The 15,680-nt window shown below is 75.2% G+C and carries 14 protein-coding genes; 5 read left to right on the top strand and 9 right to left on the bottom strand.

Annotated features, from left to right (window positions below):
• Positions 1-149 precede the first annotated feature (149 nt).
• A complete protein-coding gene (locus ACFVFR_RS22255) occupies positions 150-755 on the bottom strand; it encodes a DNA-3-methyladenine glycosylase I (protein ID WP_383704365.1) in 606 nt (201 codons plus the stop codon).
• Positions 752-1,579: a DivIVA domain-containing protein gene (locus ACFVFR_RS22260; protein WP_383704367.1), complete on the bottom strand. Its 828-nt coding sequence runs from the start codon at positions 1,577-1,579 to the stop codon at positions 752-754. The genes ACFVFR_RS22255 and ACFVFR_RS22260 overlap by 4 nt, the downstream gene beginning before the upstream one ends.
• A gap of 141 nt (positions 1,580-1,720) precedes the next feature.
• On the opposite strand from ACFVFR_RS22260, the gene folP reads away from it, so the two are divergent.
• Entirely contained in the window at positions 1,721-2,581 is an 861-nt protein-coding gene (folP, locus tag ACFVFR_RS22265) for a dihydropteroate synthase (protein ID WP_383704369.1), read from the top strand.
• Between the two features lie 115 nt (positions 2,582-2,696).
• On the opposite strand, the gene ACFVFR_RS22270 is transcribed toward folP, so the two are convergent.
• Together ACFVFR_RS22270 and dapE are read right to left on the bottom strand one after the other, a co-directional pair.
• Positions 2,697-3,464 carry a TIGR00730 family Rossman fold protein gene (locus ACFVFR_RS22270; RefSeq protein ID WP_383704372.1) on the bottom strand — a complete coding sequence of 256 codons (768 nt, stop codon included), beginning with the start codon at positions 3,462-3,464 and terminating at the stop codon, positions 2,697-2,699.
• A 239-nt stretch (positions 3,465-3,703) separates the two neighbouring features.
• Complete coding sequence (gene dapE / locus ACFVFR_RS22275) at positions 3,704-4,792, bottom strand: succinyl-diaminopimelate desuccinylase (RefSeq protein ID WP_383704374.1); 1,089 nt, start codon at positions 4,790-4,792, stop codon at positions 3,704-3,706.
• Positions 4,793-4,960: 168 nt separating this feature from the next.
• Here dapE and ACFVFR_RS22280 point away from each other — a divergent pair, with 168 nt between their 5' ends.
• Together ACFVFR_RS22280 and ACFVFR_RS22285 are read left to right on the top strand one after the other, a co-directional pair.
• Positions 4,961-6,052, top strand: a complete 1,092-nt coding sequence (locus tag ACFVFR_RS22280) for a hypothetical protein (RefSeq protein ID WP_383704376.1) — start codon at positions 4,961-4,963, stop codon at positions 6,050-6,052.
• A 366-nt stretch (positions 6,053-6,418) separates the two neighbouring features.
• Entirely contained in the window at positions 6,419-6,856 is a 438-nt protein-coding gene (locus ACFVFR_RS22285; RefSeq protein ID WP_383704378.1) for an ATP-binding protein, read from the top strand.
• A gap of 131 nt (positions 6,857-6,987) precedes the next feature.
• Here the strand turns inward: ACFVFR_RS22285 and dapC are convergent, their stop codons facing one another.
• On the bottom strand, positions 6,988-8,109 hold the full coding sequence (gene dapC, locus ACFVFR_RS22290; RefSeq protein WP_383704380.1) for a succinyldiaminopimelate transaminase: 1,122 nt from the start codon (positions 8,107-8,109) through the stop codon (positions 6,988-6,990).
• Between the two features lie 294 nt (positions 8,110-8,403).
• Positions 8,404-8,730 carry a ferredoxin gene (gene fdxA / locus ACFVFR_RS22295; RefSeq protein WP_176163910.1) on the bottom strand — a complete coding sequence of 109 codons (327 nt, stop codon included), beginning with the start codon at positions 8,728-8,730 and terminating at the stop codon, positions 8,404-8,406.
• A 140-nt stretch (positions 8,731-8,870) separates the two neighbouring features.
• Here fdxA and ACFVFR_RS22300 point away from each other — a divergent pair, with 140 nt between their 5' ends.
• Both ACFVFR_RS22300 and ACFVFR_RS22305 read left to right on the top strand, forming a co-directional pair.
• Complete coding sequence (locus ACFVFR_RS22300) at positions 8,871-10,073, top strand: GNAT family N-acetyltransferase (protein WP_383704382.1); 1,203 nt, start codon at positions 8,871-8,873, stop codon at positions 10,071-10,073.
• Positions 10,074-10,112: 39 nt separating this feature from the next.
• Entirely contained in the window at positions 10,113-10,943 is an 831-nt protein-coding gene (locus ACFVFR_RS22305; protein WP_383704385.1) for a tetratricopeptide repeat protein, read from the top strand.
• A 108-nt stretch (positions 10,944-11,051) separates the two neighbouring features.
• Here ACFVFR_RS22305 and ACFVFR_RS22310 read toward each other — a convergent pair whose 3' ends face one another.
• From ACFVFR_RS22310 to mshB, 3 genes are all read right to left on the bottom strand, one after another.
• Positions 11,052-13,829, bottom strand: a complete 2,778-nt coding sequence (locus tag ACFVFR_RS22310) for a hypothetical protein (RefSeq protein WP_383704387.1) — start codon at positions 13,827-13,829, stop codon at positions 11,052-11,054.
• A 199-nt stretch (positions 13,830-14,028) separates the two neighbouring features.
• Entirely contained in the window at positions 14,029-14,661 is a 633-nt protein-coding gene (locus ACFVFR_RS22315; RefSeq protein ID WP_383704389.1) for a DUF6113 family protein, read from the bottom strand.
• A complete protein-coding gene (mshB, locus tag ACFVFR_RS22320) occupies positions 14,658-15,665 on the bottom strand; it encodes an N-acetyl-1-D-myo-inositol-2-amino-2-deoxy-alpha-D-glucopyranoside deacetylase (protein WP_383704391.1) in 1,008 nt (335 codons plus the stop codon). The genes ACFVFR_RS22315 and mshB overlap by 4 nt, the downstream gene beginning before the upstream one ends.
• Positions 15,666-15,680: the final 15 nt, after the last annotated feature.

Raw genomic sequence — 15,680 nt, forward strand, 5'->3', positions numbered from 1 at the left:
ACCGGGAGCCCGCCCGCCGCCGAAGCACGCCCACCGCCCGCCACCGGGGCACGCCCACCGCTCGCCGCCGGGCTCCACCCGCGCGCCGGCACCCGGCCGTGCCCTCGCGCGGGCCCGCGCCGGTCGGTCCCGGGGCGGGCCCGCGCGGCTCAGCCGGCCGGGCGGGCGCCCCGCGCGTGGCAGTCGGCCAGATGGTCGTTGACCAGGCCGCACGCCTGCATCAGCGCGTAGGCCGTGGTCGGGCCGACGAAGCGAAAGCCGCGCTTCTTCAGGTCGCGGGCGAGCGCGGTGGACTCCGGGGTGATCGCGGGCACCTCGTCCGGCGTGCGCGGCGCCGGCCGGTCCGCGTGGTCCGGGGCGTACGACCAGATCAGCTCGTCCAGCTCGCCCTCGGCCAGTTCGGCGGCGACCCTGGCGTTGTTCAGCACCGCGGTGATCTTGGCCCGGTTGCGGATGATGCCGGGGTCGGCGAGCAGCCGCGTCACGTCCTCGTCGGTGAACTCCGCCACCGCCTTGATCCGGAAGCCGGCGAACGCCGCGCGGAAGCCCTCGCGGCGGCGCAGGACGGTCAGCCAGGACAGGCCGGACTGGAACGCCTCCAGACACAGCCGCTCGTAGAGCGCGTCGTCCCCGTGCACGGGGTGGCCCCACTCGTGGTCGTGGTAGGCGCGGTAGTCGGCCATCGACTCGCCCTGGAGTCCCCACGCGCAGCGCAACAGGCCGTCCGGCCCGGCCTCCGCTCCCGTCTCGCTCATGCCCGCTCTCCCCGCTCCCCGTCCCGACCCGCGTGCCCAGACCCGGGCTCCGGCGTCCCGGGCTCCGGTGTCCCGGACTCTGGTACCCCGGGCTTCGCCGGCCGCGCGGGGGCCGGCCTCCCGTCCGAGGGTGTGTCCGCGTGCGCGTCCGGGCGGCGCTGTGCGGCGTCGTCCGGGTCGGGAGCCGTGCCGGGGTGATCCTCCACGGGGTGCGCCGGCCCGCCCACGGGGGCCGCGTCCGTGGGGTCGGCCGACCCGCCCGCGCCACCCGCGCCGTCCGTGTCGCCCGCGCCGCTCGGGGCGTCCGCCCCGGACGCGCCGCCACCGGGGCCGAAGGCCATCGCCTCGGCGGCGCGGGCGTCGCTCTCCACTGTGCCGGGCTCCGCGACGCCGGCCGGGCCGACGCCGTGGCCCGCCAGCGGGTCCACGTCAGGGTCCGGGCCGGCGGTGTCGTCCGTCCACGCCGGGGGCGGCGCGGCCCGGGCCGCGCCCAGCTCGCCTATCAGCCCCGGCTCCGCGTACCCCGTGGCCTGGGCACCGGCCAGGACGGCCTCCAGCTCGGCGATCCGGGCGTCCCGCTCGGCCAGTTCGGCCCCGAGCCGCCCGAGCGCGTCGTCCACCTCCGCCATCCGGTACCCGCGCAGCGCCACCGGGAGGCGCAGCGCCGCCACGTCCGCGTGGTCCAGGGGCCGGTCCTCGGGCAGCGGGTCGATCAGCCGGTCCGGCCGCGCCTCGGGCAACGCGGCGCCGTCACCACCGCCGACCACCACGAGCGTCACCGCCCCGACGACCGCGACGAGCGCGATGAGCAAGAACCAGAACACGACGTCTCCCCGAGGTGCATCCGCAATTCAACAGCCCCGATCGTGCCATGCCGCACCGACACCGACGCCGTACGCCGCGACAGTGGGCCCGCACCGCAGCGGCTAGGGTCGCTGCCGGACCACGGACGAGGGAGTGAGGCAATGTTGCGGCTTGGACGGCGCGAGTTCGACACGCACGAGCCGGTGATCATGGCGATCGTGAACCGAACGCCGGACTCCTTCTACGACCAGGGGGCGACCTTCCGGGACCGGCCCGCGCTCGACCGGGTCGACCAGGCGGTGTCGGAGGGTGCCGCCATCATCGACATCGGCGGGGTCAAGGCGGGGCCGGGGGAAGAGGTGAGCGCGAGCGAGGAGGCGCGGCGTACGGTCGGGTTCGTCGCCGAGGTGCGCCGGCGCCACCCCGACGTGGTGATCAGCGTCGACACCTGGCGACACGAGGTCGGCGAGGCGGTGTGCGAGGCAGGGGCGGATCTCCTCAACGACGCGTGGGGCGGCGTCGATCCCCGACTGGCCGAGGTCGCCGCGCGCTACGACGTGGGGCTGGTGTGCACGCACGCGGGCGGGGCCGAGCCCCGGACCCGGCCACACCGGATCGGCTACGACGACGTGATGGCCGACATCCTGCGGGTCACCCTCGGCCTGGCCGAGCGCGCCGCCGGGCTCGGGGTGCGGCGGGACGCGATCCTGATCGACCCCGGACACGACTTCGGCAAGAACACCCGCCACTCGCTGGAGGCCACCCGACGGCTCGGCGAGATGGTCGAGACGGGCTGGCCGGTACTCGTCTCGCTGTCGAACAAGGACTTCGTGGGCGAGACGCTCGACAAGCCCGTGAAGGAACGCGTGCTCGGCACCCTGGCCACCACGGCGGTCTCGGCCTGGCTCGGCGCGCGGGTCTACCGCGTGCACGAGGTGGCCGAGACCAGGCAGGTGCTGGACATGGTGGCGACCATCGCGGGCCACCGCCCGCCCGCCGTGGCCCGCCGCGGCCTGGCCTGACCCCACGCGGGCCGGCCGGGCCACGGGCCCGTCGAGCCACGGGCCGACCGGCGGTCGCTCGGCGCCGCTGGGGTGCCGGGCCCCCGGCGGGGTGCTCGACGCGGGTACGGGGTGGCTAGACGCCCGTCTCCTTGCTGACCAGCGCGACCGCCTCGTCCACGTCGTCCGAGATGTGGAAGAGGTCCAGATCGCGCGGCGACGCCTTGCCCTGGGCGATCAGCGTGTCGCGCATCCAGTCCACCAGCCCCTGCCAGTAGGCGGAGCCGAAGAGGACGATCGGGAAGCGGGTCACCTTGCGCGTCTGGACCAGGGTCAGCGCCTCGAACAGCTCGTCCAGCGTGCCGAGTCCGCCCGGCAGCACCACGAAGCCCTGCGCGTACTTCACGAACATCGTCTTGCGGACGAAGAAGTACCGGAAGTTCACCCCGATATCGACGTACTTGTTCAGGCCCTGCTCGAACGGCAGCTCGATGCCGAGTCCGACCGAGACCCCACCGGCCTCGTAGGCCCCCCGGTTCGCGGCCTCCATCGCCCCCGGGCCGCCACCGGTGATCACCGCGAAGCCCGCGTCCACCAGGGCGCGGCCGATCCGCACCCCCGACTCGTACTCGGGCGAGTCGGGGGCCGTGCGCGCGGAACCGAACACGCTGACCGCGGGGCCGAGTTCGGCCAGGGCTCCGAAGCCCTCGACGAACTCCGCCTGGATGCGCAGCACTCGGAACGGGTCCTCGTGCACCCAGCCGCTGGCGCCGTGGGTGTCGAGGAGGTGCTGGTCCGTGGTGCCCGACTGGATCTGACCTCGGCGACGCACCACGGGCCCCAGCCGTTGCTCCTGCTGCGGGCCCTCGCCCCCCGGCGTACGCCCGATCTCGGCATTGGCCATATGCGCTCCCTTCGCGTGCTCCTCCCCCCGCCGCGCGAGGGGAGGATCTGTGCCCTTCAGCGTATGCCTCCGGCACGGCCGACCAGCGAGGTTTCACATGAGCAAGGCCAGCGGTACGCGTACGGGACGGGCGCGCGAAACCGCGCGTTCAGGCCACCGGCGAGGTGGCCGGCGTCCGGGCGTACGGCCAGCTCGCGCGGCGCCGGTCGGTGGCCGGTGACGCCGGCCGACCGGTCGGGTCAGGACTCCAGCCAGGCACGCAGCCGCTCCTCGGCCCGCAGGATGGCGCTGACCGAGACGTGTTCCTCGCGGGTGTGCGCCAGTTTCGGGTCGCCCGGGCCGTAGTTGACCGCGGGCACGCCCAGGGCGGAGAAGCGGGCGACGTCGGTCCAGCCGAACTTGGGCGCGACCTCGGCGCCGACCGCGGCCACGAACGCGGCGGCGGCCGGGTGCGATAGGCCGGGCAGCGCGCCGGGGGAGCTGTCGGTGAGGACGACGTCGTAGCCGTCGAAGACCTCGCGGACGTGGGCGAGGGCCGCCTCCTGGGAGCGGTCGGGGGCGAAGCGGAAGTTGACGGTGACGGCGCAGGCGTCGGGGATCACGTTGCCGGCGTGGCCGCCCTCGATGCGTACCGCGTTCAGACCCTCGCGGTAGGTCAGGCCGTCGATGTCGACGTGGCGCGGCTCGTACCGGGACAGCCGTTCCAGGATCGGTGCCGCGTGGTGGATGGCGTTGTCGCCGAGCCAGCTCCGCGCGGAGTGGGCACGCCTGCCGGTGGTCTCCACGCGTACCCGCAGGGTGCCCTGGCAGCCGCCCTCGACCTGGCCCTCGGTGCCTTCGAGCAGCACCGCGAAGTCGCCGGCCAGCCAGTCGCGGTGGTGCTCGGCCAGCCGCCGCAGGCCGTTGAGCTCGGCGGCGACCTCCTCGTTGTCGTAGAAGACGAACGTCAGGTCGCGGTTGGGCTCGGGCACGGTGGCCGCGATCCGCAACTGCACGGCGACGCCCGACTTCATGTCGGAGCTGCCGCAGCCCCACAGCACCTGCTCGCCGTCGGCGTTCTCGGTCCGGTGCGAGGGCACGTTGTCCGCGATCGGCACGGTGTCCAGGTGGCCGGCGAGGACGACACGTTCGGCCCGCCCGAGGTCGGTGCGCGCGACGACGGCGTTCCCGTCCCGGTCCACGCGCAGGTGCGGCAGCGCGCGCAGCGCGGTTTCGACGGCGTCGGCCAGCGGCTTCTCGTTCCCGCTCACGGACGGGAAGTCCACGAGGCGGGCGGTCAGCTCGGCGGCGTCCACGGACAGGTCAAGTGCGGGGTGCTCGTGCTCCATGAGTGTGACCCTACGGGGTGCCGCGCCGGCCCCGCCCGTCGCGCCCGGCGCGTGCCCGCGCGCCTCGGGCGGGGCGCATACGCGGAGGTGGCGGGCGTGTGACGGCCGGTCGGCCGCTTCCTTGGCCCCTCGTACGGTGGAGGTACGCACTCCAGTACGGTGTCTCGCGTGGTCCTCCCCTTCCTCCGCAGCCGCGCCCGGCGGGCGCGCGTCGGGGTGGCGTGCGCGGTGGTCCTCGCCCTGCTCGGGTACGTGACGGCGCATCTGCTGACCGGGGGCGGCGGCGCCCCGCGCTGTGTCGTACGGGCCGACGGCGAACGCCTGGAGCTCGATCCGGAGCAGTCGCGCCACGCGGCCACCATCGCGGCGGTCGCCTCCGCGCGCGGCCTGCCCGACCGGGCGGTGACGATCGCGCTGGCCACCGCCATGCAGGAGTCGGGGCTGCACAACATCCGGCGCGGCGACCGGGACTCGCTGGGCCTCTTCCAGCAGCGCCCCTCGCAGGGCTGGGGCAGCGCGCGGCAGATCCTGGACCCGGTCTACGCCACGGGCAAGTTCTACGACGACCTGGTGAAGGTGCCCGGCTACTCGCGGTTGCCGCTGACCGTCGCGGCGCAGCGCGTGCAGTTCAGCGGCTTCCCGCAGGCGTACGCGAAGCACGAGCCGAAGGCCCGGCTGCTGACGGCCTCGATGACCGGCCGGCTCGCGGCCTCCTTCCGCTGCCCGGCCCTGCCCGACGACGGGGAGGCCGGCGACCCGGAGCGGCTGCGGACGCTGGTCGCGCGCGAGTTCGGGCCGCGGGTGTGGGGGGCCGAGGCGGAGCGGGGGCCCGAGGCCGGGAACGACGCCACCGGTCAGGGCGGCATCGGCGAGCCCGGGGCCGGCGGCGCCGACCACGGGGCGGCGGGAGGAACCTCCGACACCACCCGACGGGGGCCCGGCGACGGCGCCCCGGGCGCGCCGGGGCCCGGCGCGCGGCCCGACGCCGGCGCGGCCGACACGGCGCGCCACGAGGTGGTGATCCCGGTGCGGACGACGGTGCCGGGCGGCGACCCCCGGGAACGGGGCTGGGAGTTGGCGCACTGGGCGATGGCCCGCGCCACCGAGCTGCGTGTCGCGCGGATCTCCTTCGACGGCCGGGAATGGGTGGCGAGCTCCGCCGAAAAGGGTTGGCGAACGGTTTCCCGAAAGAGCGCTCATTCCGGGGATTCGGTTGCGCGGAATTCCCTGACCGAGGTACGCGTCGAGCTCGCCCGGTGAATCCCGAGGCCGGGGAGAATCCGTCGAACTCCACGGGCCCGCCCACCGCCACGCCGTGCGACCCACTTCGGACGTCGACCCGTGGCGCCTTCGTACGCCCGCCCGAGCGCGTACCACCCCGTGTGTACGCCAGGCGGATCACGGCCGCCCGACACCGGCACCGCGCGATGTGCGCCCCTTTCCCGTCCGGGGTGGGAAATAGGGCGCTCCTACCGGGGCGATAATGCGACGCATTAACAATTCTTTACCTTACGAAACCGCAACCTTCCGAGCCCTCGCGCGGTAGTCACTGCGTCCACTCTCCGGACACTCGCACCAAACGTCGCGCATCTGACGTTTTCCGCATGACACCGTCGAAGGAGCACTATGTCCCTCCCCCTCACGCGTCGGATCGCTCGGGCCGCGCTGCTCGTCGCCGCGGGCGCGGCCCCCCTGGTCGGCGCCGGGGCGGCGCAGGCGGCCCCCGCCCAGTCCCCCGCCGAACTGGCCGGCCTGAGCTCCCCCGACAGCAGCCCGCTGGGCGACGCGCTGGACCGCACCACCCAGGGGACCGCCGAGAGCGCGGGACAGATCGGCGGCGAGATCGTCAAGCAGGGCGTGCCCGCGGCGGGCAAGGCGGTGGGCTCGCTCGGCAAGAAGGCGGCTCCGCCGGTCGAGGAAGCGCAGCAGTTCGCGGGCGAGGCGTTCCTCGACACCGTGCTCAAGCTGGACAAGGCCCTGCCGGAGGACAACCTGCTCCAGCGCGGCGTCTCCACCGACAACCTGGCGCGCGACGTGACCGGCACCGACCTGCCGATCGGCTGACCCAGCACGCTCCTCCCGCGCGGGCCGCGCCTCCCCCACGAGCGGCCCGCGCCCCGCTCTCGGCGCGGTCGAAGCCGAAGGGGCCCGGAAAGCGCTCACCACACGCGCCTCCGGGCCCCTTCGGCTGCCCGTCAGGCGCCCAGCCGGGCGACCGCCGCCGCGATCCGCTCGTCCGTCGCCGTCAGGGCGACCCGGACGAACTGGTCGCCCGCCGCGCCGTAGAAGTCGCCCGGCGCCACCAGGATGCCGCGTCGCGCCAGGTCGGCCACGGTCTCCCAGCACGACTCGGCCCGCGTGGCCCACAGGTAGAGCGACGCCTCGCTGTGCTCGATACGGAAGCCGTGGGCCTCCAGCGCGCCGCGCAGCGCCTCGCGCCGGCGGGCGTAACGCTCCCGCTGCTCGGCCACGTGCGTGTCGTCGCCCAGCGCGACGACGGTGGCCGCCTGGACGGGCGCGGGCGTCATCAGCCCGCTGTGCTTGCGGATCACGAGCAGCTCGCCGAGCACGGCCGCGTCGCCGGCCAGGAACGCCGCGCGGTAGCCGGCCAGGTTGGAGCGCTTGGACAGCGAGTGGACGGCCACCAGGCCCTCGAAGGAGCCGCCGCACACGTCCTCGCGGAGCACCGAGACCGGCTCGGCCTCCCAGCCGAGCTCCAGGTAGCACTCGTCGCTGACCAGCAGCACCCCGTGCCGCCTGGCCCAGGTCACGGCGCGGCGCAGCTCGTCGGCCGACATCACGCGACCGGTCGGGTTGGACGGCGAGTTGAGCCACAGCAGCTTCAGCCCGGCCGGGTCGAACGCGGCCAGCTTCGCGTCGTCGGCGAAGACGTCCTCGTCGTAGGGGACGGGTTCGGCCCGCGCGAGCCGCGCCCCGACCTCGTACGTCGGGTACGCCAGCCGGGGGAAGGCCACCCGGTCGCCGGGGCCCAGCCCGAGCTGGCTGGGCAGGGCCGCCACCAGCTCCTTCGAGCCGACGACCGGCAGCACTTGGGCGTGGTCGACCTCGCCGGCGCCGAGCCGCCGCCGCACCCAGCCGGCGATGGCGTCGCGCAGCGCGAGCGTCCCCCACACGGTGGGGTAGCCGTGGCTGTCGGCCGCCGCGCTCAGGGCCCGCTGGATCGCGGCGGGCACCGGGTCCACCGGGGTGCCGACCGACAGGTCCACGATGCCGTCCGGGTGGCTGGTCGCGGTGGCCTTGTACGGTTCGAGCCGGTCCCACGGAAAGACGGGAAGGCGGTCGGTGACGGGGGACACGGTGCCTCGTTTCCTGTGCTGCCGGAAGTGCTGGTGGTGCGGGTGGTGCGCGTACCGCCGGAGTCGGGGCCCTCTGGCGCCGCGCGCGACGCGGAGGGGGCGCGGAGGGGGCACCGGATGGTGCGCGTACGACGGGTGTCGCGGGTGTCGCGCCGGAAAAACGTCTCGGCCCCGCGCGGCCCGTCACGCGCGCCCACGGGGGGCGGGGAGGGCCGTACGGGACCGAGACCGCGCTCGACGCGCGGAGCCTATCGGGGCCGGACGAGGCCGGTGGTCACTCGTCGCGGCTGAGGGTCACTCGTCGTGGCTCTGCGGCGGGAGTGCTGCGATGAAGGGGTGGTCCCGCTCGATCAGACCGAGCTTCGAGGCACCGCCGGGCGAACCGAGCTCGTCGAAGAACTCGACGTTCGCCTTGTAGTAGTCCTTCCACTCCTCGGGAGTGTCATCCTCGTAGAAGATGGCCTCGACCGGGCAGACCGGCTCACACGCACCGCAGTCGACGCATTCGTCAGGATGGATGTACAAGGACCGCGAGCCCTCGTAAATGCAGTCGACGGGGCATTCCTCGATGCAGGCCTTGTCCTTCAGGTCAACACAAGGCTCCGCGATGACGTAGGTCACGCTGTCGTTCCTCCTCGGTAGGGCTGGCGGGACCGGTGTGCGGCCCCGCCGCGTGGCGCGCGGGAGCGCGGCGTCGTCGATGCCCACACCTAGTATCTCCGTTCCGGGGCAGGAGACGAACATGAGGGGCGGACCAAGCTGTGGAGTTCACCACGGGCGGACGACTTGAGGTCAGAATTTCCCCCGCTGACGTGGGAAAACGCGTGTCGGTACGCCGCCTGAACGATCCTGGGGGCGGGCCCCAGAAGTTCACCGACACCGTAGGGGTCCTTACATCCTGGACTGGGGGTGTGGTGCGGATCACGCGAAAGAACGGTGAGGATGTTCGCATCGCGGAAGCCACGCTCGTGGCGGGCAAGGTGATCCCGCCCGCGCCCGGCGGGCGCCCCGGTGTGCCGCCGACCCGGCGTCGCGGTCCGGCCACCGACGCGTACGAACTCGACCGGGTCGCCGCACGCGCCTGGCCGCCGGCCGACCGGCTGCGGCTCGCCCCGGCCGGCGCCGACCCCACGGCCGGGCTGGCGGCGGGCGCGGGCTGGGAGCTGCGCGCGGCCGGCGGGTTCACCCGGCGCGCCAACTCCGTGCTGCCGCTCGGTGACCCCGGGCTGCCGCTCGACGAGGCGCTCCGTCGCGTGCGGGCATGGTACGACGAACGCGGGCTGCCCACGTACGTGCACGTCAGCCGCGACGGCGCGGGCGGGCAGCAGGATCTGGCCACCGAGCTGGCGCGGCGCGGTTGGACGAACGAGGGCACGGCCGAGGTGTGGACGGCGGCCCTGGCGCCGGTCGCCGACCGGGACCCCGCGCCCTTCCGCGACCCGGACGGCATCGGCGGCGCGCCGTCCGGCAGCTTTGGGGGCGCGGCCGGACCGGGCACGACGGGTTTGCGCGCCGAGGTCTCGCGTACGGTCAGCGACGCGTGGCTGGCCCGCTACCAGCGGTTCGGGGAGCCGGTCCCGGAGAGCCTGACGGTGCTGACCGGCGGCCCCTCGGTCTGGTTCGCCACCGTGTGGGAGGAGTCCGACGCGACGGGCGACCCGGGGGACGTACGGGGCCCCGGCACGGCCGGCGGGGGCGAGGCCGTGGCGATCGGTCGGTGTGTCGTGGACGGCCGCTGGGCCGGGTTCACCGCCGTCGAGGTCGCGCCGTCGCACCGTCGCCGGGGCCTGGCCAGCGCGGTGATGGCGGCCCTGTCCCGCGCGGCGCTCGCCGAGGGCGCGTCGGCGGCCTACCTTCAGGTCGAGGCCGACAACGCGCGGGCTCACGCGCTCTACGACGGCCTCGGCTTCCGCGTCCACCACCCCTACCACTACTTCCGCGCGCCACGGGGCGACGCCCGCTGAGCGGGTACTCGACACGGCCCGGCAGGGTACGAGGCACACATGTACGACACGACGGACCGACGGCGACGCTTCGCCGATGAGGCGCGGGAAGAGCGCCCTGACCTGGCCTTGCTGTGCCTGCTGGTCGGCGCGGAGGCCCACCCGGAACTGGGTGAGGCGGGCGTCGACGCGGCCCAGATCGAGCTCGACCGACTGGCCGGGCTGCTGCCCTTCGCGCCGGGCGACCCGGACGCGTGGGCCAGCGCGACCGCCGCCCTGCTGGGCGAGCGGTGTGGTTTCCACGGCACCCCGGCCGACTACCGGCGCCTGGAGTCCTCGCTGCTGCACGAGGTGCTGCGGCGCCGGCGGGGTCTGCCCATCCTGCTGTCCGTGGTGTGGCTGGAAGTGGCCCGTCGCGCGGGCGCGCCGGTGTACGGGGTGGCGCTGCCGGGCCACTTCGTCATCGGGTTCGGCGATCCGAGCGGGCGGCACGCGCTGGTGGACCCGTTCGACGGCGGGCGCCCGCTGACGGAGGAGGACGCGGCGCTGCTGGTGGCGGGCGCCACGGGTACGCCGCTGTCCCCGGCCCTGCTCGCGCCCGCCGAGCCGCTGGAGATCCTGCTGCGGGTGCTGAACAACATCCGTGCCTGGGCCGCCGCCCGCCCCGAGCGCACCGACGTCCAGCTCTGGGCGGTCGAGCTGTCCCTCCTGCTGCCCAGCCACCCGGCGCGGCTGCGGTACGAACGGGCCCAGCTCCTCGTCCAGCGCGGCGACTTCCGGGGCGGCGCCGCGCAGATGGAGGAGTACGCGGACGTCATCGCGGCGATGGAGCCGAGCTCGGCCGAGACCGTGCGCCGAGAGGCCCGCGCGGCCCGCGCCCTCCTCAACTAGCCGCCCCGGCCCGGCCCGACCGCCGCGCCTCGGCCTACGCCGGCGACCCCGTGTCGGGTCGCCGGCCGGCCCTCGTGAGGTCGCCGGGCGAGCGTCGGGCCCCCTGTCTCAGCCGCCCAGGGTCGCGTGGGGGATCTGGACCACGCGCTCCAGCGGCGTCTTGGCGGTCAGGGCCTTGCCCAGCACGCTCGCCACGTCCGTCGGGCTGACGGGGGTCTTGGTGCCGTCGCCGCGCTCGACGAGCACGCCCTCGAAGGTGCTGCCGTACAGCTCCTTTATGGCGTCCAGGTCGTAGTGCTCGACCAGCTTGCCGTCCACCACGTTCATGGACAGGATGCGCGGCAGCGAGCGGTCGGGGCCGAAGTCGATGCCCCGGCCGGCCGCCTGAACGGTGATCAGGCCCGACATCGCCGGCTCGGCGAACTGCTCCATCTTGCGGTCGACCTCGGCGTTGGAGATCTTGGGCTGCCTGGTCGCGCTCGGCAGCGCCACCGCCCGGTTCTCCCCGCTCTCGGCCCGCTCCCGGTACGCCTGGGCCACCGCGTCGACCGACCGGTCGGCGTCCAGCGACTTGCCGGCCTTGCCGTAGACGGGCACCGCGCGGCCGGGCTCGAAGGTGATGTTGCCCTCGCGTGCCGTCCCGGAGCCCTCGCCCGCGAGTCGCCCGAGCGCGTCCCGCAGCTTCTCCTCGTCCACCTTGACCTTGGCGTCGGCCTCCCGGGTGCCGCCGAAGAGGGAGCCGATGACGGTGACCGGGTTGTAGTCGCGCCCGGCGGTCGCGCGCACGGTGGCCTCGGTGTCGATCGACAGGCCCGCCACGGACGGCTTGAGCTCCAGTTGCTCGCCGTCGACGGAGACCTTGATCGGCGCGGTGGTGCGGTTGCCGAGCTGGGAGTCCAGCTTCCTGACCGCCTCCTCCTTCGAGGTGCCGCCGATGTCGATGCCGAGCACGGTGGTGCCGTTGGGTACGTCCGCGTGGCCGAGCACCAGCCCCGCCCCGTACGCCACACACACCACGCCGACGATGCCCACGCCCGCCATGACGAGCTTGGACCGCCCCTTCTTCTTCTTGGCCTTGCCGCCGCCACCGCTGGGCGCGGGCGCGGCCGGCTTCGGGCTCTCCCCGCCGGGGGGCGCGGGCGGCTTGGCCGCACCACCAGGCGTCGCGGGCACGCCGCTGACCAGGGTGTTCCCCGAGGCTGGTGGGCCGCTCGGCGGAGCGGTCGCGGCGGGCGGCGGGCTCGGGCGGACGCCGGAGGCCAGCGCGTCCAGCGCCGCCTTGGCCGCGCGCTCGCTCTCGGTCGGCTCGGGCTCGCCGGTGGCCCGGCCACCGGAGGGGCCGCCGCCGCGCGTGGTCGCGCCCGGTCCGCCGGACGCGCCGGCGCCCGGTCCGGGCGGCCCGCCGGGGCCGGCCGGCGGCGTGGACGTGTCCTTCTTCGTCTTCTTGCGGGGCTGCTGCGGCGTCAGCCGCGCCGTGTCGCCGCCGACACCGACGGCGCCGCTCGGGTCGGCCCCGCTCAGATCACCCTGACCGCCGGGCGTGTCGAAGCCACCGATCCCACTGCCACCAGGGCTGTCGAACGGGCTGCCGGGCCCGTCGAAGGAGCCGCCGGGCGTGTCGAAGGGCGCGGCCGGCGCGCCGGGGGCCGCGCCGCCCACCCAGGGGCTGGCGAAACCCTCGGCCGGCGTGTCCGTACGCACCGGCCAGTCGTCGTACTCCAGACCCCGGGTCGGGACGGAGAGCGGCGGGTAGTCCGTGCCCGGCTCGTCCGGCGCCGCGCCGCCCGTCCCGGGCCCGGAGCCGGGGAAGCCGGCCAGCGGGTCGGTGAGCGGATCCGGCGGCGGGTCGGCGAGGGGGGCGGGCAGGGGGTCGGTGAGCGGATCGCTCAGGGGGCCGGGCAGCGGGTCGGTCAGCGGGTCGCCCTGACCGGCGCCCGACTGGCCGCCCAGGCTCGCGCCGTGCTGGCCGTCGGCGTAGTCCGGGTAGTACGGCTGGCCGCCGCTCGGGCCGGGCTGGCCGGCGCTCGGGCCGGGCTGGCCGGCGCCGAAGGGGTCCTGCCCCACGGGAGCCGCCCCGCCGAAGTCGAGCGGGTCGGCGTAGCCGTTCTGACCGCCGTAGCCCTGGCCGGACGCGCCGTCCGGGGCGGGGCGCTCCGGGTAGCCGTCGGTGTACGGGTCGTCGCCGGACAGGCCGTCCGCGCCGAAGGCCGGGAAGGGCTGCGTGGTCTCCTGGGTGGTCTCCGGCGCGGGGGCGCTCGGGGGCGTGGGAGCGGCCGGCGCGGGGGCCGCCGCCTGCGGGGCCTGCGTCGCCTTCGGCTTCCGGGGGGCGAACCAGTCGCTGGTCCGCTCGCTCGGCTTGCGCTCGCCCTCGCCGGCGTCCCCGCTCGGGCCGGAGAGCGTGCCCGAGCCGGAGGCGGTGCCGCCGGACGGCGGCAGGGCGGAGGCGGGCGAAGGGGCCGCACCGGACGCGGACCCGGCCGCGCCGCGTGCCGGGCCGCCCGGCCGTGAGCCGTCCTTGCCGCCCGCCGCGCCGCCCGACCGCTGTCCGCCACGGGGGGACGCGCCCGCCGGGCCGGCGGCCGAGCCACCGGAGCCCGCGCCCGTCGCGTCGTCGTCACCGACCGGCTTGCGCACCACGACCGGGGGGATCGGCCGCGAACCGGGGATGTTGATCCGGATCCGCGTGGTCAGCGTGGTCTCGGTCTTCGGCTCCTCCGGCACGCGCGGGGCCCGGGGGGCGTCCGCGGTGGCGTTGTCGTACGGGGCCTCCTGGGTCGGGTGCGGCGACGGATACTGGCGCGATCCGTACGGCGGGGTACCCGAGGGGTACGCGGTGTCGCCGCGCCCCTGGGGCCCGGAGGACGAACTGTCAGATTCACGGCTCAAAGCAGGTTCTCCCAGTTAGCTCCGCCGCCCCCCATCTCGCGCTGGGGTTCCCCATGCCGTAGGCCAGGGCAGGCTCGGCGGCGCGCACCACCATACTGGGCACGGCCGACCGGCACTTGTCGGCCGCCGTTTCCCCACTCCCAGCGGGTACCCGGCGCCGCGTCCCGTGCCATCCGGACGTCACGCCCAAATGGTGACGTCATTTCCCAAGTCGGTTCGCCGGGGCCGGCGGTTGCGGAAGCTTGGGCACCGTGGCGCACATCACACCCGCGAACATCCCGCCCAGCAGGAAGAGATACGAGCCGACGCCCGAGCCGAAGACGAAGTCGCCCTCGGGTCGCGTGGCGGTCAGGAACAGCACCACCATCAGCCAGCCGCCGGCGGGTGACCAGGCGCCGGCGCGCGCGCCGGTGGCATACAGACCGCCGTAACACAGCGCGGTCAGCCCGAGCAGTGCCAGCAGCAACCCACCCGGGAACCACGCCGATTGGACCAGCGCGCCGGCCACGCCGACGACCGCGCCGACCACCACGAGCACGGCGTACACGCCGATCCGCAGCGGGCTGAGCGGCTTGGCCAGCCACGCGCCGCCACCGCTGGTCCCGCCGCCCGCGCTCGCCCCGGCGCCGGAGCCCGGCCGCGCCCCGGCGCCGCTGCGCGCCGGCGTACGACCGCCCGCGCCGGCCGCCTTGGCCGCACCGGCGCCCGACCTCGTGCCCGTGCCCTTGGCCGCGCTCGCGTCGGCGCCCGGTGTCGCGCCCGTGGCCGCCCTGTCCCGGGGGGCGTTCGCGCCGGCGGTCGCGCCCTTGCCGGCGCCCGCGTTCGCACTCATGTGGCCACCCCCGCGAACAGGTCGTCCTCGCGGCCCGGCCAGGGTGTGGCCTCGGGTGCGGTCGGCCCTCTGTCGCCCCGCACCAGGCGGTAGTACTCCGTCGTGAGCAGGGGCTGGCCCAGCCCGTTGGACAGGGCGAAGAAGTCGCCGCTCACGGTGATCTGCGTGGCGTGCGCCCGCATCGCCGCGACCTTCGCCGGCGCGTGTGCCGTTCCGTCAACCACCGTCGTCACCTCGTCGTCCTCGACCACACCCGGTACGTCGACCAGCGACGCGGTACCGGTGAAGGGTCCGCCGTCCGCGCCGTCGGCCAGCTTCCGCGCGCGGGCCAGTCCGGATTCGGCCACCGAGCGCGGGACACAGTTCCAGTAGACCTTCTCGATCGCGTACGCGTCACCCAGGTCGCGGCGGAAGCCCCGTTCCGCCGCGAGCTCGGCCGCGCGGACCGCGACCCGGTGCGCCTTGACGTGGTCGGGGTGACCGTAGCCGCCGTGCGGGTCGTAGGTGACCAGCACCTGTGGCCTGATCTCGCGGATGACCTCGACGAGGTACGCCGCCGCCTCGTCGGTGTCGGCCTGCCAGAAGGCGCCGGCCTCGCGGTTCTGCGGCGCGCCCATCATTCCCGAGTCGCGGTAGCGGCCCGCGCCGCCGAGCTGCCGGTGGTCGTCGACACCGAGCGCGGCCATCGCCTCGGTCAGCTCGCCGGCCCGGTGGGCGCCGAGCGCGGCACGGCGTCTGGCCTCCCGGGTCGCCGGGGACGTCGCCCCCGGGGGCGACGTCGGCCGCTCGTACTCCGTGTCACCCGGCGGGGTGGTGGGCGCCGGGGCGGCGAGGTGGGCCAGATCGGCGGGGATCACCTCGCCCTCCTCGCCGAGGGTGCAGGTCACCAGGGTGACGTGCGCGCCCGCTGACGCGTACGCGGCCATGGTGGCGCCGTTGTTGATCGACTCGTCGTCCGGGTGCGCGTGCACCAGGAGCAGACGACGAGCGGGAAGGACGGTCATGGGAACAGCCTACGA

Origin of the sequence: Streptomyces sp. NPDC057702 (assembly GCF_042799315.1) — a bacterium.
Classification (GTDB): domain Bacteria; phylum Actinomycetota; class Actinomycetes; order Streptomycetales; family Streptomycetaceae; genus Streptomyces.

Coding starts and splice junctions, on each gene's coding strand:
- ACFVFR_RS22270 (WP_383704372.1), bottom strand. CDS start 3,464: ATGGCCAATGCCGAGATCGGGCGTACGCCGGGGGGCGAGGGCCCGCAG.
- ACFVFR_RS22285 (WP_383704378.1), top strand. CDS start 6,419: ATGTCCCTCCCCCTCACGCGTCGGATCGCTCGGGCCGCGCTGCTCGTC.
- ACFVFR_RS22255 (WP_383704365.1), bottom strand. CDS start 755: ATGAGCGAGACGGGAGCGGAGGCCGGGCCGGACGGCCTGTTGCGCTGC.
- dapE (WP_383704374.1), bottom strand. CDS start 4,792: ATGGAGCACGAGCACCCCGCACTTGACCTGTCCGTGGACGCCGCCGAG.
- mshB (WP_383704391.1), bottom strand. CDS start 15,665: ATGACCGTCCTTCCCGCTCGTCGTCTGCTCCTGGTGCACGCGCACCCG.
- folP (WP_383704369.1), top strand. CDS start 1,721: ATGTTGCGGCTTGGACGGCGCGAGTTCGACACGCACGAGCCGGTGATC.
- ACFVFR_RS22315 (WP_383704389.1), bottom strand. CDS start 14,661: ATGAGTGCGAACGCGGGCGCCGGCAAGGGCGCGACCGCCGGCGCGAAC.
- ACFVFR_RS22305 (WP_383704385.1), top strand. CDS start 10,113: ATGTACGACACGACGGACCGACGGCGACGCTTCGCCGATGAGGCGCGG.